16 protein-coding genes are annotated in these 22,158 nt (G+C 72.9%); 9 read left to right on the top strand and 7 right to left on the bottom strand.

Annotated features, from left to right (window positions below; translation table 11 throughout):
• Positions 1 to 94: 94 nt before the first annotated feature.
• Positions 95 to 2,632, bottom strand: a complete 2,538-nt coding sequence (locus AB0B76_RS08380; RefSeq protein WP_360371405.1) for a helix-turn-helix transcriptional regulator — start codon at positions 2,630 to 2,632, stop codon at positions 95 to 97.
• 227 nt (positions 2,633 to 2,859) lie between these two features.
• Between AB0B76_RS08380 and AB0B76_RS08375 the strand changes: the two genes are divergently transcribed.
• The 4 genes from AB0B76_RS08375 to AB0B76_RS08360 are packed head-to-tail and all read left to right on the top strand — an operon-like array spanning position 2,860 to position 7,934.
• The gene (locus AB0B76_RS08375) at positions 2,860 to 4,374 is read left to right on the top strand and encodes a dynamin family protein (protein WP_360371402.1); all 1,515 of its coding nucleotides are present in this window, start codon (positions 2,860 to 2,862) and stop codon (positions 4,372 to 4,374) included.
• A gap of 49 nt (positions 4,375 to 4,423) precedes the next feature.
• Positions 4,424 to 5,245, top strand: a complete 822-nt coding sequence (gene grpE / locus AB0B76_RS08370) for a nucleotide exchange factor GrpE (RefSeq protein WP_360371399.1) — start codon at positions 4,424 to 4,426, stop codon at positions 5,243 to 5,245.
• The gene (locus AB0B76_RS08365) at positions 5,242 to 7,161 is read left to right on the top strand and encodes a dynamin family protein (protein WP_360371396.1); all 1,920 of its coding nucleotides are present in this window, start codon (positions 5,242 to 5,244) and stop codon (positions 7,159 to 7,161) included. The genes grpE and AB0B76_RS08365 overlap by 4 nt, the downstream gene beginning before the upstream one ends.
• A gap of 11 nt (positions 7,162 to 7,172) precedes the next feature.
• Positions 7,173 to 7,934: a hypothetical protein gene (locus AB0B76_RS08360; protein WP_360371393.1), complete on the top strand. Its 762-nt coding sequence runs from the start codon at positions 7,173 to 7,175 to the stop codon at positions 7,932 to 7,934.
• A gap of 64 nt (positions 7,935 to 7,998) precedes the next feature.
• Here AB0B76_RS08360 and AB0B76_RS08355 read toward each other — a convergent pair whose 3' ends face one another.
• On the bottom strand, positions 7,999 to 9,528 hold the full coding sequence (locus tag AB0B76_RS08355) for an Hsp70 family protein (RefSeq protein WP_360371390.1): 1,530 nt from the start codon (positions 9,526 to 9,528) through the stop codon (positions 7,999 to 8,001).
• 104 nt (positions 9,529 to 9,632) lie between these two features.
• Here AB0B76_RS08355 and AB0B76_RS08350 point away from each other — a divergent pair, with 104 nt between their 5' ends.
• From AB0B76_RS08350 to AB0B76_RS08335, 4 genes are read left to right on the top strand one after another with little or no spacing between them, the layout of a single operon-like run.
• Positions 9,633 to 10,397 (top strand): glycerophosphodiester phosphodiesterase family protein, encoded by a 765-nt coding sequence (locus AB0B76_RS08350; RefSeq protein WP_360371387.1) that lies wholly within the window; start codon positions 9,633 to 9,635, stop codon positions 10,395 to 10,397.
• 12 nt (positions 10,398 to 10,409) lie between these two features.
• On the top strand, positions 10,410 to 11,765 hold the full coding sequence (locus AB0B76_RS08345; protein ID WP_360371384.1) for an MFS transporter: 1,356 nt from the start codon (positions 10,410 to 10,412) through the stop codon (positions 11,763 to 11,765).
• Between the two features lie 55 nt (positions 11,766 to 11,820).
• Positions 11,821 to 14,823 (top strand): BTAD domain-containing putative transcriptional regulator, encoded by a 3,003-nt coding sequence (locus tag AB0B76_RS08340; protein WP_360371381.1) that lies wholly within the window; start codon positions 11,821 to 11,823, stop codon positions 14,821 to 14,823.
• Between the two features lie 44 nt (positions 14,824 to 14,867).
• Positions 14,868 to 15,545, top strand: coding sequence for a thymidine kinase (locus tag AB0B76_RS08335; protein WP_360371675.1), 678 nt, complete (start codon positions 14,868 to 14,870; stop codon positions 15,543 to 15,545).
• 190 nt (positions 15,546 to 15,735) lie between these two features.
• Here AB0B76_RS08335 and AB0B76_RS08330 read toward each other — a convergent pair whose 3' ends face one another.
• From AB0B76_RS08330 to AB0B76_RS08315, 4 genes are all read right to left on the bottom strand, one after another.
• Positions 15,736 to 16,293 carry a TetR family transcriptional regulator gene (locus tag AB0B76_RS08330; RefSeq protein ID WP_360371378.1) on the bottom strand — a complete coding sequence of 186 codons (558 nt, stop codon included), beginning with the start codon at positions 16,291 to 16,293 and terminating at the stop codon, positions 15,736 to 15,738.
• 160 nt (positions 16,294 to 16,453) lie between these two features.
• Positions 16,454 to 16,774: a multidrug efflux SMR transporter gene (locus AB0B76_RS08325; RefSeq protein WP_360371374.1), complete on the bottom strand. Its 321-nt coding sequence runs from the start codon at positions 16,772 to 16,774 to the stop codon at positions 16,454 to 16,456.
• Between the two features lie 125 nt (positions 16,775 to 16,899).
• Positions 16,900 to 18,714, bottom strand: a complete 1,815-nt coding sequence (locus AB0B76_RS08320; RefSeq protein ID WP_360371371.1) for a hypothetical protein — start codon at positions 18,712 to 18,714, stop codon at positions 16,900 to 16,902.
• A 537-nt stretch (positions 18,715 to 19,251) separates the two neighbouring features.
• Entirely contained in the window at positions 19,252 to 20,742 is a 1,491-nt protein-coding gene (locus tag AB0B76_RS08315) for an MFS transporter (RefSeq protein ID WP_360371368.1), read from the bottom strand.
• Between the two features lie 57 nt (positions 20,743 to 20,799).
• Here AB0B76_RS08315 and AB0B76_RS08310 point away from each other — a divergent pair, with 57 nt between their 5' ends.
• On the top strand, positions 20,800 to 21,309 hold the full coding sequence (locus AB0B76_RS08310) for a DUF664 domain-containing protein (RefSeq protein WP_360371365.1): 510 nt from the start codon (positions 20,800 to 20,802) through the stop codon (positions 21,307 to 21,309).
• Positions 21,310 to 21,640: 331 nt separating this feature from the next.
• Here the strand turns inward: AB0B76_RS08310 and AB0B76_RS08305 are convergent, their stop codons facing one another.
• Positions 21,641 to 22,105, bottom strand: coding sequence for a MarR family transcriptional regulator (locus AB0B76_RS08305; RefSeq protein ID WP_360371362.1), 465 nt, complete (start codon positions 22,103 to 22,105; stop codon positions 21,641 to 21,643).
• Positions 22,106 to 22,158 lie beyond the last annotated feature (53 nt).

The raw sequence follows: 22,158 nt of genomic DNA, 5'->3' as shown, positions 1-22,158 counted from the left end.
AAGACCACGACATTACTCATCCACGTTCCTCGATGGCTTGGCGCCGGGGACGCGCAATGCCCGCAATCGAGGCCCGTCAAACAAACACACGGGCTCACTGGCCGAGCTCCTCGATGGCGAGGGCGGCGGCCTCCGTACGCGTGCGGGCCCCCAGCTTGCGCATGCCCGAGCGGATGTGCGTCTCCACCGTCTCGCGGGAGATGCCCAGCTGCCCGGCGATGCGGCGGGTCGGCTCGCCGTTGGCCACCAGCCGCAGCACGTCGCGCTCGCGGTCGGTGAGCTCGTCACCGGCCCGGCGGCCGCGGGTGTCGCGGCGGATCGAGTGCCGCCGCAGCGCCCGGCGGGCCCGGCCCAGCAGCACCACGAGCCCGGCCTCCTCGGCCAGGCGCTCGGCCTCGAGCAGTGGCGGTACCGCCAAATCGGCGCCCTCCTCGAGCAACCCCTGGGCGAGCAGGCAGCGGACCTCCTCGCGGCGGGCGAGCTCGTGCCAGGCCGCGGCGGCCTCGGTGAAACGGACCGGGGCCTTCCACGCCTCCAGCGTCACCTGGACCGGGGCGAGGGGCATCGTGTCGTCGGCGGTGCTGAACGAGGCGCCGGCGTCGTAGGCGGCCCAGCGGGCGGTGATGCGGCGCAGCCCGTCGACGAGCGGGGTCGACACGGCCGCGTCGGCGGGTTCGAACGCCTGGTCGGGGCGGCCGTCGAGCCAGGCCGCCTCGCGGGTGACCCAGTCCAGGACGGGCCCGGCCGACGCGGGCCGGTTCTGCAGCGCCTCCAGCCGGGCCCGGGCCGGGGCGAGCAGGCCGCCGTCGGCCTCGGCGAGGCTCGCCGCGGCGACCGCGTAGCCGCGGGCCAGGGCGGGCAGGGTCCGGTCGGCGAGGTCCCCGGCGCGGCGCACGACCTCGTCGATGGCGTCGCCGCGCAGCGCGTCGCACCACAGCTGGGCGGCCAGGAACCGGGTCTGCCAGCTGTAGGCGAGGTCTCCGGCGCAGGCGGCCGCGGCCGCGGCGGCGGCCTGGGCGGCCTCGGCGAGGCGGGCGTCGGCGGTCAGGGTCTCCACGAGCAGCCACGCCGACCAGCGGGCGGCCAGGACGTCGCCGGCCTGCCCGGCGGCGGACGCGGCGGAGGCGAGGCCGTACTCCCAGCCGGGCTGGCGCGTCCCGGCCCGCACGGCGGCGATCGCGGCGCGCAGCCCCGGGTGGGCGGGCGCCTCCCCGTGCACCTGCAGCAGCTCCTCGGCGCGGGCCAGGGCGCCGCCGGGGTCGGTGGTGAGCATGGACAGCAGCCGGATGCGGTCCCGGCCGCCGAGGACCTCGGCCGGGGCGTCGTCCCCGACCGCGGCAACGGCCGCGGCGGCGGGCACCGGGCTGCCTTGCTGCAGCAGGGCCTCGCCGCGCAGCACGGCCGCGACCGGGTCGGTGGTGGCCGCGTCGATGACCCGCAGGCACGAGCCGGGCCGGCCGGCGGCGAGGGCGGCGCGGGCCGCGGCGATGCGCACCTGCGGCTCGGCGTCGACGCCGGGCAGGTCGCAGGCGAGCAGCAGCAGCTCGGCGCGGTCGCCGGAGGACTCGGCGGCCGCGGCGGCGGTCACCGCGACCTGGTAGGCCTCCGCGCCGGCGCCGGCCGCGGCCAGGTGGCGGGCCGCCTCCCGGGGCGGCACGAGCGTGGCCAGGCGCCGGTGCAGGGCGGCGCGTTCGGTCGCGTCGAGCAGGCCCGCGGCAACCTCGGCGGTGTACGGGGAGACGGGCCCGGCGACACCGTCGGTGAGCTCGACCAGGCCGGTCTCGACCAGCTCGGTGAGGCCCTCGCCGAGGACGGTCGCGGTGACGGGCCGGCCGAGCAGGCCCAGCGCCGCCATCGCGGTACGGGCCGGGCGGGACAGGTCCGCGAGGGCGCCGGCGACGGTGTAGGCGAGGCCCTTGTCGAGGCCGTCGCCGCTGTCGCGGGGGGTGCCGCCCTGGGCGACGTGCTTGGCCAGGGCGACGACGGCGAGCGGGACGCCGCCGGCGCGGCGCACGAGGTCGGTCACGACCGCGGCCGACGCGGACGGGGCCAGCTGCCGCACGAGCGCGGCGGCGGCGTCGGCCGGCATCGGCGGCATCGACAGCCACGCCCCGGACTTCGCGGCCGCGGCGCGCAGCGCCCGCTCGGCGTCGCCCGGCAGGCGGTGCGGCGTGCGGAGGGTGACAACTATCCGACAGTGCTCGGCGATGGCCGGCAGCGCCGCGATCGTGAGCGGATCCGCCCACTGGAGGTCGTCGAGCAGCAACAGGCCGTGACGGACGCGGGAGCGGACGGCCTCGGCGAGCAGCGGCGCCTCATGTGACGGGAGTCGCACCCGGACCGCCCGCGACAGCGGCAGGGCCGGCACGCCGCGCAGCATCGCCAGGGCGCCCCCGCTGAACACGGCCCCGCGGAACGACTCGGCGAGCCGCTTCAGGACCCCGGTACGCCCGGTGCCGGCCGCCCCGGCGATGACGACCAGACCCGGGTTGTGCAGGGCTTCCACGGCCGTGGCGAGCAGGCCGGCGGGCGGCCACACGGCAGGAACACTCGCCCGGCCCACGACCGCCGACACCACCGCCGACCCGGCCACCGGGCCGGCGACGGGCTCATCAGTCGGTGCCTCAGGCACGGGAAGCCTCCATTCCTGGCACGAACATGGGATCCTGCGCGCGCAGGATATTCGTAATGTGTGTGCCGTACGTGCGTGACATGACGGTACTGATTGCACCCAGGAGCGAATAATGAGCGAGGTCCACCCCTTGGACACCCGAGGGTACGTCGGCATTGTGGCTGAACCCACCGGCCTCGCGCAGTCGGTGATCAGTCTGTGCCCGACGTCGAAGCGGGGCTGACCCGGTGGCTCCAGGACCCCTGAGCTCCCGCGTGGGTGACCTGTGCGGCGAGGTCGGCAACCGGCTCGGCGGGGCCGCCCAGGCCCAGGTGGTCGACGTGCGCCGGCGGCTGGGCGAGCCGCTGCGCGTGGCGATCGCCGGCCGGTTGAAGTCCGGCAAGTCCACGCTCGTCAACGCGCTCATCGGCCGGCGGGTCGCGCCCACCGAGGTCGGCGAGTGCACCCGCATCGTCACGCAGTTCCGCTACGGCACCTCCGACCGCGTCGACGTCGTCAAGCGCAACGGGGCCCGGGTCAGCCTCCCCCTCGACGAGGCCGGCATGATCCCGCAGCGGCTCGGTGTGGCCCGCCACGAGGTCGCCTACGTCGACGTCACCCTCACCAGCGACCACCTGCGTGACCTGACCGTCGTCGACACGCCCGGCCTGTCCAGCGCCAACACGTCCGTGTCGGACCAGGCCCGCCGGTTCCTGTTCTCCGAGGCCCCGATCGACGACGACCTCGACTCCGACTCCGCCGGGGCGCTGTCCGGCGCCGAGGCGATCATCTACGTGTTCACGCAGTCCGTCCGCGAGGACGACGTGCAGGCGCTGGAGGCGTTCCGGTCCATCTCCGCCCGGCTGTCGAGCAACCCGATCAACTCGCTCGGGCTGTTCAACAAGGTGGACAAGCTCGCCGGCGGCGGGCAGGACCCGTGGCCGATCGTCGCGCCCCTCGCCAACGACCAGTCGAAGGTCCTGCGCCGGGTCGTTTCGGATGTGGTACCCGTCGTGGGCCTCCTCGCCGAGACGACCGAGGCCGGCCGGCTCACCGCCGCCGACTGCGAGGCGCTGCGCCAGCTCGCCGCCCTGCCCCAGGGCGAGCGGACCGTGCTGCTGGCCTCCGTCGACCTGTTCACCACCCGCGAGTGCCCCGTCACCCGGGAGTCGCGGGAACGGCTGCTGCGCCTGCTCGACCTGTACGGCATCAGCTTCGCCATCGCCCAGCTGGTCGCCAAGCCGACGCTGGCCACCGGCGAGCTCGTCCGGATGCTGTTCCAGGCCTCGGGCTTCCCGCGGCTGCGGCAGACCCTGGACCACGCGTTCCGGTGGCGCACCGACGCCATCAAGGCCGGTTGGGCACTGTCGAGCCTCGAGAAGATCGCCAGCCACGCCGAGCGGCCGCACGACCGGGAGCTGCTGCGCGACGCCATCGAACGGGTACTGCAGCAGCCCGAGTCGCACCGGCTGCGCCTGCTGGAGGTCGCCCAGCTCGTCACGACCGGCGCCGTCGACCTGCCCGACCAGATGGAGGGCGAGCTGACCCGCCTGGCACTGTCCAACGACCCGGGCTGGATTCTCAACCTGCCCAGCGCCGACCGCGACTCGATGGTCCGGGCCGCGCTGGACGCCGCGACCCGCTGGCGCGCCTACGCCGTCGCCGGCGCGAGCCCGTCGCAGTCGCGGGTTGCGCTCGTCGCGCACCGTGGCTTCTACCTGCTCTCCCAGCGCATCCGCGGTGGAGGGGCAAATGTCCGATAATCACCTTCGTACAGCCAATAGCCGAGGCCCCCACCCCCAGGAGCCGAGAATGTCCTCCAACAGCCTGCGTCTCGTCGCGGTCGCCGTCGCGCTCGTCATCGCGGTGCTCACCGGCGTGGCGACCGGCCTGCTCGGCGGCGCCCCGAACTGCCCCGCGCAGACGGTCAGCGCCTCCGCCCCGCCCGTCGAGGGCGGCGCCGCGGTCAGCGGCGCGGTCAAGGCCGGCGGCACCCCGGAGCAGCCGGACAACGCCGGCACGCAGGCCCAGACCGTTCAGGCGCAGAGCAAGGCCTGCACCGCCCAGGACTCCTTCGGCGTGAAGCCGGCCCTGGTGGCGTTCGTCGGCACCCTGTTCGTCGGCGCGGCCCTGCTGCTCCTGCTGCTGCTGTCCGCCCGCGGCGCCGGACGCGGCGCGACCGCCCCGGTGTCGGCGCCGCCCGGCCGCGGCGGGCAGTCCGACGCCGACCGGCGCGCGCTCGTGCAGGCCTCGATCTACGTGCGGGACCGGGTCACCAGCAAGGCTCTCGGCGACCGGCTCGGCGCCGCCCTGCACGAGGCCGGGGTCACCACCCTCGAACCGGCCGGGGTGCGCTTCGACCCGGCCCACCATGAGGCCGGCGGCACCACCCCGACCAACGACCCGAACCTCAACGGGCAGATCTCCGGCGTCGAGGTCCCCGGCTACGTCGACCGCGACGGTCGGGTCCTGCGGGCCCCGATCGTCACCGTGTTCCAGGCGGCCCGCAGCGCCGGCGGCGCCACCGGCGCCCACCCGACGGTCCAGCGCCCGGCCCAGCCCGGCGGGCCGACCGGCGCGCACCCGACCGTCCAGCACACCACGCAGCAGCCGCGCAGAGAGCAGCCACGATGACCACGACCCCCAACGCTCCCGCCGGAGCGGCGCCGAAGAAGCCCGCCGACGCCACCGCGGCGCTGGGCAAGCTGCTCAAGGCCGGCGTCGAGGGCAGCCTCGCCTACCTGCGCAAGATCGACCCCGACGCGGCGTCCGACATCGACACCGAGCGCCGCCGCGACGTCCAGCGGCCCAGCATCGTCGTGGTCGGCGAGACCAAGCGCGGCAAGAGCTCGCTGACGAACATGCTCATCGGCGTGCCGAACCTGTCGCCGGTCGACGCCGCCGTGGCCACCGCGTCGTACCTGGAGTTCAAGCACAACCCCCAGCACGGCGCCCGCGCCTACATCCCCGGCCGGGAGGACCCCGTCCCGATCGGGCTCGGTGACCTGCGCGACTGGGGCACCGTGCTGGGCCGGATCCCCGACGGGATGCGCCCGCCGCGGCGGATCGAGATCCACCACTCGGCGCCGCTGCTGCAGTACCTGACCCTGATCGACACGCCCGGCACCGGCGGCCTCGACTCGATGCACGCCGAGGTCGCCATGGACGCGGTCGAGAAGGCCACCGCGCTGCTGTTCGTCGTCGACGCCTCCAGCCCGTTCTCCAAGCCGGAGATGAACTTCCTCATCGAGGCCAGCAAGAAGGTCAACTTCGTGCTGTTCGCGCTGACGAAGGTCGACGCCTACCCGGGCTGGCGCAAGATCCTCGACGACAACAAGGGCCAGCTGCAGACCCACGCGCCCCGGTTCGCGTCCGCACCCTGGTACCCGGTGTCGGCCCGGCTCGCCGAGATGGCCATGCAGATGCCCAAGGACGCCGCCGGGGAGCTGATCCGCGAGTCGCGGATCGCCGAGCTGCAGCACGCCCTCATCGACCTGGCCTCCAAGGGCCACCTGCTGCAGCAGGCCAACGTGCTGCGCAGCGTGCGGTCGGAGTACATCCGCGTCGACCAGGAGCTCGGCGACCGGATGAAGGCGACCGACCCGGACCCGGCCGACTTCGAGCGGGCCAAGGAGGAGCGCGCGCAGGTCGCCACCCGCAAGCGCACCGAGTCCCGGCAGTGGTCCCTGGCCCTGTCCACGGAGACCCAGCGGGCCCGCGTGGAGGCCACCTCCCGGCTGCGCAACTACATCACGCAGCTGCAGGAACAGTTCATGGAGAAGATCGACAAGGGCGGCCGCGGCGACATGCAGGAGCTGCCGGCCGAGCTGGACAAGGCGCTGTACGCGCTGAGCGTCCGGCTGTCACACGACCTCGAGTTCCGCTTCCGCAAGGTCGGCGAGCGGGTCCTGGCCCAGGTGTTCCACCCCAACGAGCTGCAGCACGTGCTGCGCGGGCTCAACGCCCGGCTCCGCCACGCCCTGGGCACCAAGCCGCGCCGCGAGCAGGGCGGCGACGGCGCGATGGTCGTCATGTCCTCGGCCGGTATGGCGATGATGGCCGCCCGCGTCCCCGGCATGATCGGCGGCGCGAGCGCGCTCGGCGCGATCGGCCTGGCCGGCGCCGGGCTCGTCCTGCCCGTCGTCGGGGTCGGCCTGGGCCTCGCCGCCGGCGCCTACATGATCTTCAAGCGCAAGAGCATGGCCGACAAGGTCCAGGCCCGCACCTGGCTGCGGGAGGTCCTCGGCGAGGCCCGCGCCGCCCTGTCGGACGAGATCATGAACCGGTTCACCGACCTGCAGTACGCGCTGACCCTGGCCCTCGACGAGGCGATCGAGCGGCGGCTCAAGCAGCTCGACGCCCACATCGCCAACATCGACAAGTCACTGGCCGAGGACAAGGCCGAGCGCGGCAAGCGCAAGGCCGCGCTGAGCACCGAACGGGAAGGCCTCCGGTCCCGCATCAAGCAGGTCGACGAGGTGCTCGTGCGCATCCGCGCGCTCACCCCGTCCGCACCGGCCGATGCGGGCGCCGAGGCCGCCGAGGCGTAGGGGGCTGACCGATGGACGGGCACTGGGAATGGTCCGAGGGCGGCGACGACGCCGACACCGCTGACCTGGGCGGCGACGCCGGGCACGACCTGCACGGCGGGTACGGCGAGGACGGCGGCGCCGGGCACGACGACTACGCCGAGGACTACGGCGCCGGCCACGACTTCGGCTCGGGCGACGCCGGGCACGACTTCGGCGAGCCCGGCCAGCACCTCAGCGACGGCCACCTCGGCGCGGGCGGGCACGACGACCTCGAGGAGCCGCTCGGCACCGAACACGCCACGGCCGAGTACGACGAGTCCCTCCACGACGGCGACGCGGTCCACCACGACGGCGACGGCGAGGGCCACGACGACGGCGGGCAGGCCGGCCACGAGGACGACGGCGGCCAGCTCCACCTCAGCGACGGCCACATCGACGGGGCGAGCGACGACGGCCACGAGAGCGCCTTCGGCACCGACCCCGACGTCGACGCCTCCGCCGACGACCCGGGCTGGCACGAGGTGCAGTTCCCGGAGGAGCTGCACCTGCAGGACCCGCCCGAGCCCGCCGGCGGCTTCCCGTGGACCGACGCCGAGGTGCTCGGCGGCCCGGACCACAGCCTGTCCGCGGCGTTCGACCCGGCCCTGCAGCACCACGGCCCGGCCGAGCCCGCCGGTCTGGCCGACTACGAGCACCTCGAGGTGCCGCCCGGCGCCGACCCGTGGAGCCTGCTGCTGGGCTCCGACGACCCGGCGACGAGCAGCCTGGCCACCTACTGGGCGCCGCAGTAGACGCCACGAACGCGACAAGGCCCGCACGGGTACACCGTGCGGGCCTTTGTTCTGGTTCCAGCCGCTAGCTCAGCGCCGTCACGAGCAGGATCACGAACAGGACCGCCACCAGCACCAGCACGACCACGATCACGGCGATCCAGTTGCGCTCGGCCGCCTCCCCCTGCTGGGCCGGGGCCTGCCGGGCCGCCTGCGGCGGGAACGGGCCCGGGCGCTGCTGCACCACCGGCTGTTGCACGACCGGCTGCGGTGCGGGCTGCGGGCGGAACACCGGCGCCGGCGTCACCGGCTGCTGGATCACCGGCGGGCGCTGCACCACCGGCTGCGGCGCGACGACCGGCGGGCGCTGCTGCACCTGCGGTACCACCGGCGGGCGCTGCACGGCCGGCGACACCGGCACGCCCGACATCGGTGCGGCCGAGACCGGGGCGTGCTGCACCGGCGGCATCGGGCGCTGCTGGACCGGCGCCGGGCGCTGCTGCGGCGGCGGGGTCACCGTGCGCGGGGTGCCCGAGGCGCGGACCGGGGTGACGGCGGCGCCGATGCACAGCGCGCCCTCCACCACGACCGTCTCCGGCTGCTCCAGGGTCGTCGGGGCCACGCCGAGCTCGGTGTGGATGAGGTGCGCCGCGAGGGGGATGCGGGAGGAGCCGCCGACGAGGAAGATGCCGACGAGGTCCTTGGGCTGCAGCCGCGCCGACTCGATGGCCCGGCGCAGGCACGCGACGGTGCGCTCCAGGTACGGCCGGACGAGGGTCTCGAGCTCCTCGCGGGTCAGGTGCGCGTCGATCTCCATCGACGGCAGGTGGATGTCGGTCGAGGCGGTCCGCGACAGCATCTCCTTCGCGCCCCGCACGTCCTCGTAGAGCATCCGCCGCAGCCGCCGGTCGGAGGCGTCGGTCGGGTTGGCCAGCGCCGCCCACTTCTCGGCGTGGCTCTCCTGGTAGGTCTTGCCCAGGTGCTCGACGATCGCGTGGTCGAAGTCGAGGCCGCCGACGTCGGCCAGGCCGTCCTCGGCGAGCACCTCGAACCCGGACTGGGTGCGGCGCACCACTGTCGCGTCGAACGTGCCGCCGCCGAGGTCGTAGATGGCCAGGCTGCGCCCGACCGGCACGGCCGAGCCGAGCACGGCGGTGAAGTACGACGCCGCGCCGACCGGCTCCGCGATCAGCCGGGGGTTGCCGAGGCCCGAGATCCGGCACGCCTCCATCAGCAGCGACCGGCGCCGCTCGCCCCACCGGGCCGGGTGGGTCAGGCGCACCTCCTCCGGGGCCCCGCCCAACTGCCGGCGCGCCTCCGCGTTCACCTGCGACAACACGTGCGCGAACAGGCGCGGCACGGGCATCGACGCATCGCCGATGAACACCTCGCCGTCGTCGATGCGCCGCTTCGGGTTGGGCTCGAAGCGGGCCGGGTCGAGCCGCGCATTGCGCTCGGCGTCCCGGCCGACGAGGACCTTCCCGTCGGTGTTGAAGTACAGGGCAGAGGGCAGCAAGGGGGAACCGTCGAACAGCAGCGGTCGCATCCGCGCGTCCGGAGTGCGGACCATCGCGACCGTGTTCGACGTGCCGAAGTCGATGCCGAGCACGCGCATGTGCGTCACCCTACCTTTGCCGTTCCGCGCTCTGCGTCGGCCGTCAAGCCTGCCGTAACCCGCCGTTGCACGAAGTTGACCGGAGATCGCTGCATACTGGCCGCGTGAAGCAGGTGCCCTACCTCGACGCCCCAGGACCGCTGGGCTTCGCCCACCGTGGCGGGGCGGCAGCCGGTGACGAGAACACGACAGCGGCGTTCGCCCGTGCCGTCGATCTCGGATACCGGTACATCGAGACCGACACGCACGCCACCGCCGACGGGGTCGCGGTCGTGTTCCACGATGACACGCTGGAGCGGCTCCTGGGGCGCCCGGGTCGGATGATCGACTTACGGTTCGCGGACCTGCAGAGCGAGCGGGTCGGCGGCGCGGCCGCGGTGCCCCGCCTCGACGAGGTGCTCGACGCCTACCCGGACATCCGGTTCAACATCGACGCGAAGACCGACCACGCGGTACAGCCGACGGTTGAGGTCGTGGACCGGCTCAAGGCCCACGAGCGGGTGCTGCTCGCCTCGTTCTCCTCGGCCCGGCTGCGGCGGATGCGACGGCTCGCCGGGCCCGGCGTGGCCACGTCCATGGGCATGCGCGAGGTCGCCGGGCTGTTCGCCGCCTACCAGGTCGGGCGCCGCTACACCCCGGCCGAGAGCGTGGTGGCGGTGCAGATCCCGCCGCGGTACGGCCGCATCGCCCTGGCCACCGCCAAGTTCGTCGGCTACTGCCACCGCATGGGGCTGCAGGTGCACCTGTGGACGATCGACGAAGCCGCCGAGATCGCCCACTTCCTCGACCTCGGCGTAGATGGCATCATGACCGATCACATCGAGGTGCTGCGCGACGTGTACCAGACGCGCGGCATCTGGCCGGCCTAGAAGGGGTCCACAGTGGAGGAGTTCAGCTCTCGTCGTGAGCGGGTCGGCTGGTACTTCTACGACTGGGCCAACTCGGCGTTTCCGACCACCGTCGTGACGGTCTTCCTCGGCCCGTACCTGACGTCGATCGCCGAGACGGCGGCCAGGTGCCCCGACGCCGGCTGCCCCGACGACGCCGCCATCCACCCGCTCGGCATCGCGATCGCCCCGGGTTCGCTGTTCCCGTACACGGTGTCGCTGTCGGTGTTCCTGACCGTGTTCGTGCTGCCCGTGGTGGGCGCGATCGCCGACCGCTCGCCGCGCAAGAAGCAGCTGATGGCGTTGTTCGCCTACATCGGCGCCGCGGCCACCGTCGGGATGCTGTTCCTCACCGGCGACCGGTACCTGCTCGGCGCCGGACTGTTCCTGCTGGCGAACGTCGCGTTCGGCGCGTCCGTCGTGGTGTACAACTCGTTCCTGCCGCAGATCGCCGACGAGCAGGACCGGGACAAGGTCTCCAGCTTCGGGTGGGCGTGGGGATACCTCGGCGGCGGCACCCTGCTGCTGCTCAACGTGGCCGCGGTACTCATGAAGGACAGCCTGGGCCTGACGACCGGAGAGGTCGCGCGGTACAGCCTCGTCTCCGCCGGTGTGTGGTGGGCCGGGTTCACCACCATCCCGCTGCTGACCCTGCGCAACCGTCCGGTCGCCGACGAGCACCTGGGCGTGGTGCGCGGCAACGTGCTCGGCGACGGGTTCCGGCAGCTGTGGAGCACCCTGAAGGGCCTGCGCGCGTTCCCGCTGACGCTGCTGTTCCTCGCCGCGTACCTCATCTACAACGACGGCATCCAGACCGTCATCTCCCTCGCCAGCCAGTACGGCACCGAGGAGCTGCAGCTGTCCGACGACGTGCTGGTGCCCACGATCCTCATGGTGCAGTTCCTCGCCTTCGCCGGGGCGCTGCTACTGGGCCGGCTCGCCAAGTCCATCGGTGCCTGGAAGACGGTCCTGGTCAGCCTGGTGCTGTGGACCGTCGTCATCATCGTGGCGTTCTTCATGCCGGCCAAGCAGGCGGTGCTGTTCGTCATCCTCGGCGGCGGCATCGGGCTCGTCCTCGGCGGCAGCCAGGCCCTGTCCCGATCGCTGTTCTCCCAGCTGATCCCCAAGGGCAAGGAGGGTGAGTACTTCGGGCTGTACGAGATCTCCGACAAGGGCACCAGCTGGCTCGGCCCGCTCGCGTTCGGCCTCGCCTACGACCTGACCCGCAGCTACCGCGTCGCGATCATCATTCTGGTCGTGTTCTTCATCGCCGGATTCGTCCTGCTGCTGTTCGTGCCGATGCGCCGCGCGATCGAGGCGGCCGGCAACACACCACCGGCCAAGCTCTGACGGGCTTGTGACTGGCGGGTGTCGTGTACGTGACACCCTGCGTTACTGTTCGGTCGTGCGTTACCGGCTGCTCGGTCCGCTGGAGGTCGACGTCGCCGGCCGGCGGCTGGAGATCTCCGCGACCCGCGACCGGGTCCTGCTGGTCATGCTGCTCCTCCAGCCCAACCGGGTGGTCACGCTCCCCCGCCTCGTCGACGCCGTGTGGGGCGACGCCGCCCCCGCGACCGCCCGCGCCCAGCTGCACACCTGCGTCTCCCGGCTGCGCCGCCAGCTGCCCGGCGCCATCCAGACCGACACCGCCGGGTACCGGGCCGTCGTCGCCGGCGACGAGCTCGACACGCTCGTCTTCGCGCAGCTCGTCGCCGACGGGCGGGCCGCGATGGCCGCCGGGGAGCTGCACACCGCCCGCAAGCACCTGCGCGACGCCCTGGACCTGTGGCGCGGCCCGGCCCTCGCCGGCGTCGACAGCCCCGGCGTCCAGGCCGCCGCTGTCGCCCTCGAGGAGCGGCACAACAGCGCCCTCGAGGACTGCCTCGACGTCGAGCTGCAGCTGGGCCTGCAGGCGGAACTGATCAGCCAGCTGACCGGCCTCGCCGAGCAGCACCCGCTGCGGGAGCGCCTGCACGGGCAGCTCATGACCGCCCTCGCGCGGGTCGGGCGCACCGCCGACGCGATCGCCGTCTACCTGCGCCTGGCCGAGGCCCTCGACGAGCAGCTGGGGCTCGCCCCAAGTGCGGCACTGCAGGAGTTGTACCGCGGGCTGCTGCAACCCCCGCCGCCGGCCGCTTCGTCGCCGCGGCCCGGCCCGCCGGCGATGCTCGGCATGGCCTCCGGCGCCCCGGCGACCCGCGCGCTGCCGGTCCCGACCCCGTGGACGCTGCCCCGCGACATCGCCGACTTCTCCGGCCGCGACGACCTCGTCGCCCGCCTGGTCGCCGCGGCCCGGCCCGGCCGCGACGGCGTCCCGGTCGTGCTCACCGTCGACGGCATGGCCGGCGTCGGCAAGACCAGCCTCGCCGTGCACGTCGCCCACCTCGTCGCCGACCGCTACCCCGACGGGCGGCTCTTCGTCGACCTGCGGGCCCACGGCGAGCGGCCGCCGCTGGCCGCCCACGACGCCGTCGGGCTGCTGCTGCGCCACCTCGGCCTCGACCCGGAGCGGATCCCGGCCGACCCCGACGAGCGGGTCGCCCGCTGGCGCAGCGAGCTCGCCCAGCGGCGGATGCTCGTCGTGCTCGACAACGCCGCCGACCCGGCCCAGGTGACCCCGCTCTTACCCGGCGCGTCGGCGAGCCTGGTGCTCATCACCAGCCGCCGGCGGCTCGGCGGGCTCGACGGCGCGCACAGTGTCTCCCTGGACGTGCTCGACGACGACGACGCCGTCCGGTTCGTCACCACCGTCATCGGCGCGCGCGCCGATGACGACCCGCGGGCCGTCGCCGACGTCGTGCGCCTGTGCGGCGGGCTGCCCCTCGCGCTGCGGCTGGCCGCGGCCCGGCTCGCGCACCGGCCGTCGTGGAGCGTCGCCGACCTCGCCGACCGCCTGCGCCAGGCCAACCCGGCCCCGATCGACCTGACCGTCGACGGGCGGTCGCCGCACGCGGCGTTCGAGCTGTCGTACCGGGCCCTGGACGACCCGGCCCGCCGGCTGTTCCGCCTCACCGGCCTGCACCCGTCGGGCGAGTTCGCGGTCCGGGTCGCCGCGGCCCTGACCGACCTGCCGATCCGCGACGCCGACGAGCTGCTCGGCCGCCTCGTCGACGCGCACCTGCTCATCGAGCCCGTCGCCGGCCGGTTCCGGCTGCACGACCTGCTGCGGGAGTACGCCGCGCAGCTGGCCGCCGACGACCCGGAGCGGGACGCGGCCACCGACCGGATGCTCGACTTCTACCTGCAGTCCGCGGCCGCGGCGACCCGCCCCTGGGAGGGCGGCCGGGCCCGCGGCGCGATCGACGTCGGCGAGGTCCAGCCGTGGGTGCCGCGCTTCGCCGACCTCGCCGCCACCCGCCGCTGGCTCGACCTGGAGATCGGCAACGTGGTCGGCGTCACCCAGCTCGCCGACCGCCTCGGCCGGCACCGGCACACGTGCCTGCTGCCGAGGGCGGTGTGGGGGTACCTCTTCCGCAACTCGATGAACGACGTCTCCATCGACCTGCACCGCCGCGCCCTGGCCGCGGCCGAGGCGCTCGCCGACGACGACCTCGTCGCGATGACCCACAATTACCTCGCCTCCGCCTACGCCCGCGAGGGCGACCAGGGCAACGCGGCCCGGCACCTCAATGTCATCGCCGAGCACCCGAAGTGGGGCGGAAGAGCCCGTTCCAACCTCGCCGCCGTGTACCAGTTCGCCGGCCGCCTCACCGAGGCCCTCGAGCTGCTGGAGCAGTCGCTGCAGGCGATCTACCCGGCCGAGGTCACCGTGTACGGCGGGCAGTGGACCTGCCTCACCACGATCCTGCGGCTGCGGGGCCGCACCGGCGAGGCGCTCATCGCCGCCCGGCGCACCCTGGCCGCCGGCCGGGCCACCGGGGCGCAGCTGGCCATCAACGGCGCCATCGAGCTCGCCGTCATCCGCCAGACCCTCGGCCAGCACCGCCACGCCGAGCTGCTGCTGCGCTGGACCGTCGGGCGGATCCCGCCGGAGGCCGGGATGGCGGTGATCTGCGAGGCCCGCAGCTACCTGGGGATGAGCCTCATCGCCCTCGGCCGCACCGGGGAGGGCCTGGCGCTGCTGGAGCTCGCCGCCCGCGACGCCGCGCACCTCGACCCGCACATCGCCTGCCTGGCCGCGAGCAACCACGGCGGCGGGCTGCACGCCGTCGGCCGGCTCGACGAGGCCAAGGCCGAGTTCGCGCGCGCCCTGGAACGCGCGATGCGGGCCGGGTACCGCTACGAACAGGCCCGCGCCTACCACGGCCTGGGCCTGTGCACGAGCGACCCGCGCCTGTCGCGGCAGCGGCTGCAGACCGCCGCGGACCTGTACGAGGCGATGGGCGTCACGGAACACGCCGAGGTCAGCGTCCTCCTGCGGAGCATCGACGAGCGGGCCGCCAAGTAGGCTTCTCCGCCGTGACCCCAACCGACGACGACCCAACGGCGTGCGTGGCCGCCGGTGACTCCCGCACACGACGCGGGGGCCGGCTGAAGTTCTTCTACGGCCCGATGGACTGCGGCAAATCCACCCTCGCGCTGCAGATGGACTACAACCACGCCCGGCAGGGCCGCCACGGCCTGGTCCTGACCACCATCGACCGCGCCGGCCCGGGCCGTCTCTCCACCCGCATCGGCCTGGGCAAGGACGCCGTGGACGTGGCCGGGCTGGACCTGCGCGCCCTGGTCCGCGACCGCTGGGCCCGAGGCATCCGCGTCGACTACCTCATCTGCGACGAGGCCAGCTTCTACACGGTCGCGCAGATCGAGCAGCTGGCGGACCTCGTCGACAACTCCGACGTCGACGTATACGCGTTCGGCCTCGCCACCGACTTCCGCACCGCCCTGTTCCCGGCCGCGCAACGCCTCTTCGAACTCGCCGACGAGGTCACCCGCGTGCAGGTCGAGGTGCTGTGCTGGTGCGGCCGGGCGGGCCTGCTCAACGCGCGCGTGGTCAACGGCGTGATCGCCCGCGAGGGCCTGCAGGTCGTGATCGGCGACACCACGGCGGACGGAGCGGACGAGCCGGCCCCGGCGGACGTCCACTACCAGGTACTGTGCCGCCGCCACCACCGCACGGGCGACTTGGGCCCGGCCGCGCGCGCCGAGGGCCAGCTGCGCCTGGTCTGAGACGGCGGCCGGTTTCGTCCTGACCGGCGGCGCGGGTCTTGCCCGTGTCCCGCGGCGGCCGGTTCCTTCGCCCACGGCCGGCCGGTTCTTCGGGTCCTCGACGGCCGGCTCCTTTCGGTCCACGGCGGCCGGTCTCGCTTCGGTCTTACAGCGGGCCGGCTCGTCCGTTCCCTTTGTCGGCTCTCACTCGTCAGCCCCCGAGCTGCCGGATCGCAACGGCAAGCGCCTCCCGCGGAACCGCTTCCCCGGTGACAACAGCCTGCAGCATCACCCCGTCGATAAGACCACTGATCGCCCGAGCAGCCGCCTCCCCGGTACGCGGCGCCAACATCAGATGCACCCCATCAAGCCAGGCCCGCGCCAGCGGCCGAAGCGCAGGCACCCGAGCAGCCGCCAGATACAGCTCATACTCGAGCAACGCCTTCGGCTGATCCGCCACATAATCGGCCACGAGCCGGCTCAACACCTCGGCGAGACCGTCCGGCTCCCGCTCAACAGCGACCCGCCACCGCTCGAGCTCGACACCAACGGAATCACTGACCAACGCCAGCCCAGCCGCAACGAGATCCGCGAGCGTAGGAAAGTAATACGTCGTAGCCCCGAGCGGCACCCCGGCCCGCCGAGCCACCATCCGATGCGTGGTCCGCCCAACCCCAACCTCGGCCACGACCTCGACAACGGCCTGGGCGAGCGCACGCTTACGCCCTTCAGGATCACGGCGTGCATTCATTGTCCGCAACTCCCCCACAGCCAAACCTCATCACGCCGAGCATCGACCGTCCGTGGCGTCCGACCAACCGCGCACCTCCCCATCGCCCGCACCTTCCCACCGGGCGCAACCCCCATCGCGGCCACGTCCCTGCCGCCCACAACTCCAACTCCCACCGAGGCACCGCCGCACCGCCGGTTCAGTGCGCCCCGCCGAGATTCAGCACCACAACCCCGGCAATCACCAGCCCGACACCAACCACCTTGATCAGGCTGAGCGGCTCCCCGAGCAACACCGCCCCGATCGCAACGATGGCGGCGGTCCCGAGCCCCGACCACATCGCGTACGCGACCCCAACCGGCACCACCTTCACCGCCTGCGCCATGAACAGAAACGCCAGCGCATACGCAACGAGCACACCCGTCGTGGGCCAGAGCTTCGTGAACCCCTCGGTGGCCTTGAGCAAGCTGGTACCGACCACTTCAACCGCGATGGCGAGCATCAGCATCACGTACGCCACGGAAACCTCCCGAGATCCCGAACTAGTACGATCGTACAAGTCCGCGGGAGGAGCCTGTCGCAGCCGACTTTGGGATTACCGAATTAATGGATTACCGGTAATCGCAATACCGTTAATCCCCGCCTTCAGGCCGACCCGGGACCCTCCGAGCCACCCTGCTGGGGACGCTTCGACGACCTCGTGGCCTTGGCCGCCTTCGAAGGTACCGACGAACCGGCCCCCCTCGTCTGCGCCGGAGCCGGCGCCTCCTCGGCCACGCCACCGACCGGAACTGCGGGGTCCGACGCCCGAGTACCGGCGGTCACGTTCGGTGACGAATCGCCGCGGACCGACGACTGCTCCTTGATCGGCGGCCCGCCGGCCGGCGATGCCACGCCGCTCACCGGCGCCGACACGGGCTCGGCGCCGGCTGGAGCAGTTCCCCCAGCGCCCGGCGAGCCCGACGACGGCGCATCGAACGACGGCCCGTCCGCCCCGAGTGCGGCCGATGACGGCCCGCCGGAAGACCGTCCGTCCGACCCGGATGCGTCGGAGAACTGTCGGCCGGCGATGGCACCACCTGAGGTCGGTGCGGTGGAGCCGGCCGGAGAGTCAGAGATCGGGCCACCGGAGTTCCGCGCGTCGGAAGTGGATTCATCGGAACTCGACCCACCGGAATCCTGTGCGTCAGAGGCTGGCGCACCGGAAGTAGGCGCGCTCGCCGTGGCGGCGGCACCACCGACGAGCAGCGCCCGACGACGCCGACGCGACCGGATGACCGCGAACACCCCGACGGCGATCATCAGCACGCCAAGCAGCCCGAACCCGATAACGATCCGCGTCAGGTCCTGCAGCGACAAGTTGTCCAGGAACGACCGGTCAGCGGTCTTCGGCGCCTGGGCCTGCACCGCCGGCGACGCGGACGGCGCGGCCGCCGGGTGGTACGGGGTGTACCGCAGGATCGGGCTCGCCTTCGGCTGATCCGATGTGGTCACGAACTCGGTGCCATCGCGGGTGTACGCGATGCCCTCGCCCTGCGGCTCGCTCGGCAGCGGCGTGATCCGCGGCGTCGACCCGCCCGTGATCGCATCGACGACGCTACCGTCCGTGACATCGAACTCGTACGCATCCGCCATCGTCCGCACCACCGCGCGCTTGCCGTCCGGGCTCAGCGCGGCGCCGGTGACGACCGAAGTGCCCAGGATGCCGTACGGGTTCGTGGTACCCGTCGCCTGCGGCCGGAACGAGCCGGCCCGGGTCAGCGGCGCCGGATTGGCGTTGTTGGCCGGCAGCGGCTGCGTCATCGTGAACACCTCGCCGACCGGGTCCTTGGTGATGATCACCGGGTGGCCGTCGCCGTCGATGATCAGCGCCTCGGCGTCGCGGGCCTTGCCGTCCGGGTACGCCAGGCGGTGGATCACCGGCGTGTTCGCCCCCGGCGCGAGGCTCCACAGCGCGATCGACGAGCGCCGGTTGCCCGAACCGCCGGTCAGCGTCGTGTTGTCCCCGACATCCGCGACCCACAGCGTCCCGTCCTTGGCAACCGCAAGGTCTTCCGGGTCAAAGGCGCTGCTGGGGTACCCCACGCTGCGCGTCACCCGGCATTGATCGTCCAGGAGGAAAATCTTCTCCCGCGACCGCTCCACGTTACTGTCGTTGATGACCGCGTAACCGTTCGCAGTCGTGACGATTCCCGAGATCTCGGTCAGCACCGGGTCACTCATCGTGCACACACTGCTACCCGGGATGGACGGGCCGAGGTTCGCGTTCGCGGAGCCAGTCGCGCTCGGCGTGGGACTCGGCGCCTTCCGCAGCAGCGGCGACGTGAGCGGCGGCGCCAACACGGGCGCGGTGAGCACCGGCGATCCGAACGCCGCGGCCGGACTACCGAGCGCCACCACCACCGGCGCGATCACCAACAACACGGACGCCCTGATCGCGCCCCCGACCCGCTGCAGCATGCGCGACAGTGTCGCAGACACCGCTGAGAAACCGGCCACAGCCCGCCCCGAATCCGATCATGCCCACCCCGCCGCGTTACTCCCGGCGACGGTGCCCGCCAACGTCGTCCTGAGAGAGACGGGCCACGCGGCCCGGACGTTGCAGCGCGAACCACAGCGATGCGCGGTAGTCGCAACTTCACTGCCGGTACGCGCCGATCCGCGAGCCGCGAACAACGGATTCGCCATCGGAGCGTGACGCCGTGGGCACTGCCTGCCGAGCCCGCCCGCTGGCGCGCGCCGACTACACAGCACATCGACCGAGGCGGTCGTCGACGCACGGAGGTTCTCCAGGCTCGATCGACCGCGGAAGGACGGGAGTCGATCCCGTCGACGGCCGTCCCGCCATGGCCGGCGCCTCGACCGCGGCGGACGCCTGGACGGAGCCGATGCCGGCGAGGGGCGCGCCGCCCGGCGATGACGCACTGACGGACCCCGCCGGCCCAGGAGGCTGGGGCCGCGGGGTCCGCGTGGCGATGCATCGAAGGCGGCTACGCCCTACGATGACGCGGTCACTGACGGTGACGCGCTGGCAGACCCCTCGGAGCCGGAGGCCACGGCAACGGAAGGTGACTCACCGCTCACGGCTGTGCTGGTGGACGGCTCCTGCGGTACCGCCGCAGAAACGGAACGCAGCAGCAGCGCGGCGCCGACGATGGACAGGGCCAGCAAGGCGGCGCCGATGGTGAAGGCCAGCCGGTAGCCGTCGGTGAGGGCGGCCGCCTCCGCAGCGCCGGCGCGCAGGTGGGCGTCGGTGCGGGCGGCGGCCACAGTGGACAGTGCGGCCACGCCGAGCGCCATGCCGAGCTGCTGCGTCGTGTTGAACAGGCCCGACGCCAGGCCCGCGTCGTCCGGCCGGGCGCCCGACATGCCGAGACCCGTGATCGCGGGCAGCACCAGTCCCCCGCCGGCGATCAGCACCATGACGGGAAGCAGATCCGTCGTGTACCGCGCGTCGACCGGCAGCCTCGTCAGCCACCCGAGCGCGACGGTGAGCAGGGCCAGGCCCGCGATGAGGATCGTGCGCTCGCCGAACCGGTGGATGAGCCGGGCCGACACGCCGAGTGACACGGCGGCGATGGCGAGCGCGGCTGGGAGCATCGCCAGGCCGGTCTGCAGCGCCGTGTAGTGGAGGACTCGCTGCATGTACAGGGCGATGAGGATCTGGAACGAGAACATCGCGCCGATCATGAGGATCTGCAGCGCGTTGGCCCCGGCGACCTGGCGGGAGCGCAGCACTCGCAGCGGCATCAGCGGGGTACGCGCCCGGGCCTGCCGCAGGACGAACGCGGCCAGGAGCAGCACGGCGACACCACCGGTCACGAAGCGGTTACCGCTCGTCTGGACCACGGCGTAGATGCCGGTCATGAGGCCGCTGGTCACGAAGAGTGCACCGAGCACATCCGCTCCGGCGCGCAGGCCGAGGCCGCGGTCGTTCGGCAGGTACGGCACCGCCAGCGCCAGCGCAGCCACGCCGATCGGCACGTTGATGAGGAAGATCCAGTGCCAGCTCAGGGCGTCGGTGAGCACGCCGCCGAGCACCTGGCCGATCGATGCGCCGGCCGCGCCGGTGAACGAGAACACGCCGATCGCGCGGGCCCGATCGCGCTGCTCGGGGAAGAGCGTGACGAGGATGCCGAGGCTGACGGCGCTGGCCATCGCGCTGCCGACGCCCTGCAGGAAGCGCGCCGCGATCAACATGGCCGGGCTGGTGGCCAGCCCGGCGAGCACCGAGGCGGCAACGAAGACCGCGGTACCGGCGAGCAGCACCCGCTTGCGGCCGAGCAGGTCACCGAGCCGGCCCGCGAGCAGCAGGAAGCTGCCGAATGCGATGAGGTACGCGTTGACCACCCACGTCAGTCCCTCGGGCGTGAAGCCGAGATCACGCTGCATGACGGGCATGGCGACCGTGACGATGCTGCCGTCCAGGATGACCATGAGCATGCCGGTCGCGAGTACCGCGAGTGCGAGCCATCGGTTCTGTTTCATAAGCCCGACCGTAACAGATGGTCTGCTACGGAACTATCTCTGACGGGATGAATAACTGTGACGAGGTTCCCAGAAGCCACCGAGCCGGCCGCCGACCGCGCCGAGGTGTTCCTGCGCTACCTGGACTTCTTCCGCAGCACCTTGCTGGAGCGCATCGCGTCGCTGCCCGCCGAGGCCGTCGGCCGCAGCGTGCTCCCGTCCGGCTGGACGCCCCTCGGTTTGCTCAAGCATCTGCGGTACGTCGAGCTGCGCTGGCTCGTCTGGGGCTTCGAGGGCGGCGACGTCGCCGAACCATGGGGCGACCGCGGCGACGACGGCGCCTGGCACGTAGCCCCGGGCGAGTCCCGCGAAACGCTCAGTGACGACCTCCGCCACCAGGGCGAGACCACGCGCGCCATCATCCTGCGTAACGACCTCAACACGTCAGGTGTACCGGGCCCGAGGTGGGACGGAGCGGAGCCCGCGTCGCTCGAGCGGGTGCTCTTCCATCTGGTGCAGGAGTACGCCCGGCACGTCGGCCACCTCGACATCGTCGCCGAGCTCGAGGGCGGCGCCCGCGGCGAGTGAAAGCCACTGCGGGCCGTCAGGGGTGGAACGGCTCGCGCATCGCGTCGGCTCGAAGGCCGCCACGAACGGCTTGCGAAGCGAAAAAAGCGCCAGATTGGCAGGGGTCCTCGGCGCCGCCGATGTGCGCGGCGAGCCGGCCGCGTCACTTACCAGGTGCAGCGAATTCCCGTTCGGCCGCGGCCGGCGAGGTGGCCCCTGGCATCAGCGAGCGCCGCGGCCGCCCCGGCCAACAGCGGCCGCCCGGCCTCCGGAGCGACGAGATGGCCGCGTCATTGACGCGGCGCGGCTGCATCTCTGCGCTTCGATGGATGGGGCGAGATGGCCCTCGGCGTCACTGACGGGCGCGGCGAACGCCCTGGGCCTCGACGGGCGTGGCGAGATGGCCCTGGGTCAGGCGGGTCAGGGCGCGGATCAGTACCGCGCGCTCATCGTCCGGCAGGAAGTCGAGGACCGCGGCGTGCACCGAGTCGGCGATCTCCTGGCTGCGGGCCGCCATCTCGGCACCCTCCGGAGTGACGGCGATGATCCGGGCGCGCCGGTCGGTACTCGACGGGCGGCGCTGGGCGTAGCCGGCCTTCTCCAGCGCGTCGACCGTTACCACCATCGTGGTCTTGTCCATGCCGCCGATCTCGGCCAGCTGGATCTGGGTGCGCTCTTCACCCAGCGCATGTGTGAGCACGCAGTGCATCCGCGGGGTCAGGCCGATCTCCGCGAGCGCCGCCGTCATCTGCGTGCGCAGCACGTGACTGGTGTGATCCAGCAGGAACGACAGATCAGGCGTGAGCGCGGTGGCCATGCCATCAAGCATAGATACCTCGTCCGCGTACCTCGTCCGGTCGATGACCTGAC

It is taken from the genome of Dactylosporangium sp. NPDC049140 (assembly GCF_040648435.1).
The sequence above is the reverse complement of the archived record's forward strand: the minus strand, read 5'-3'. Positions and strand labels throughout refer to the sequence as shown.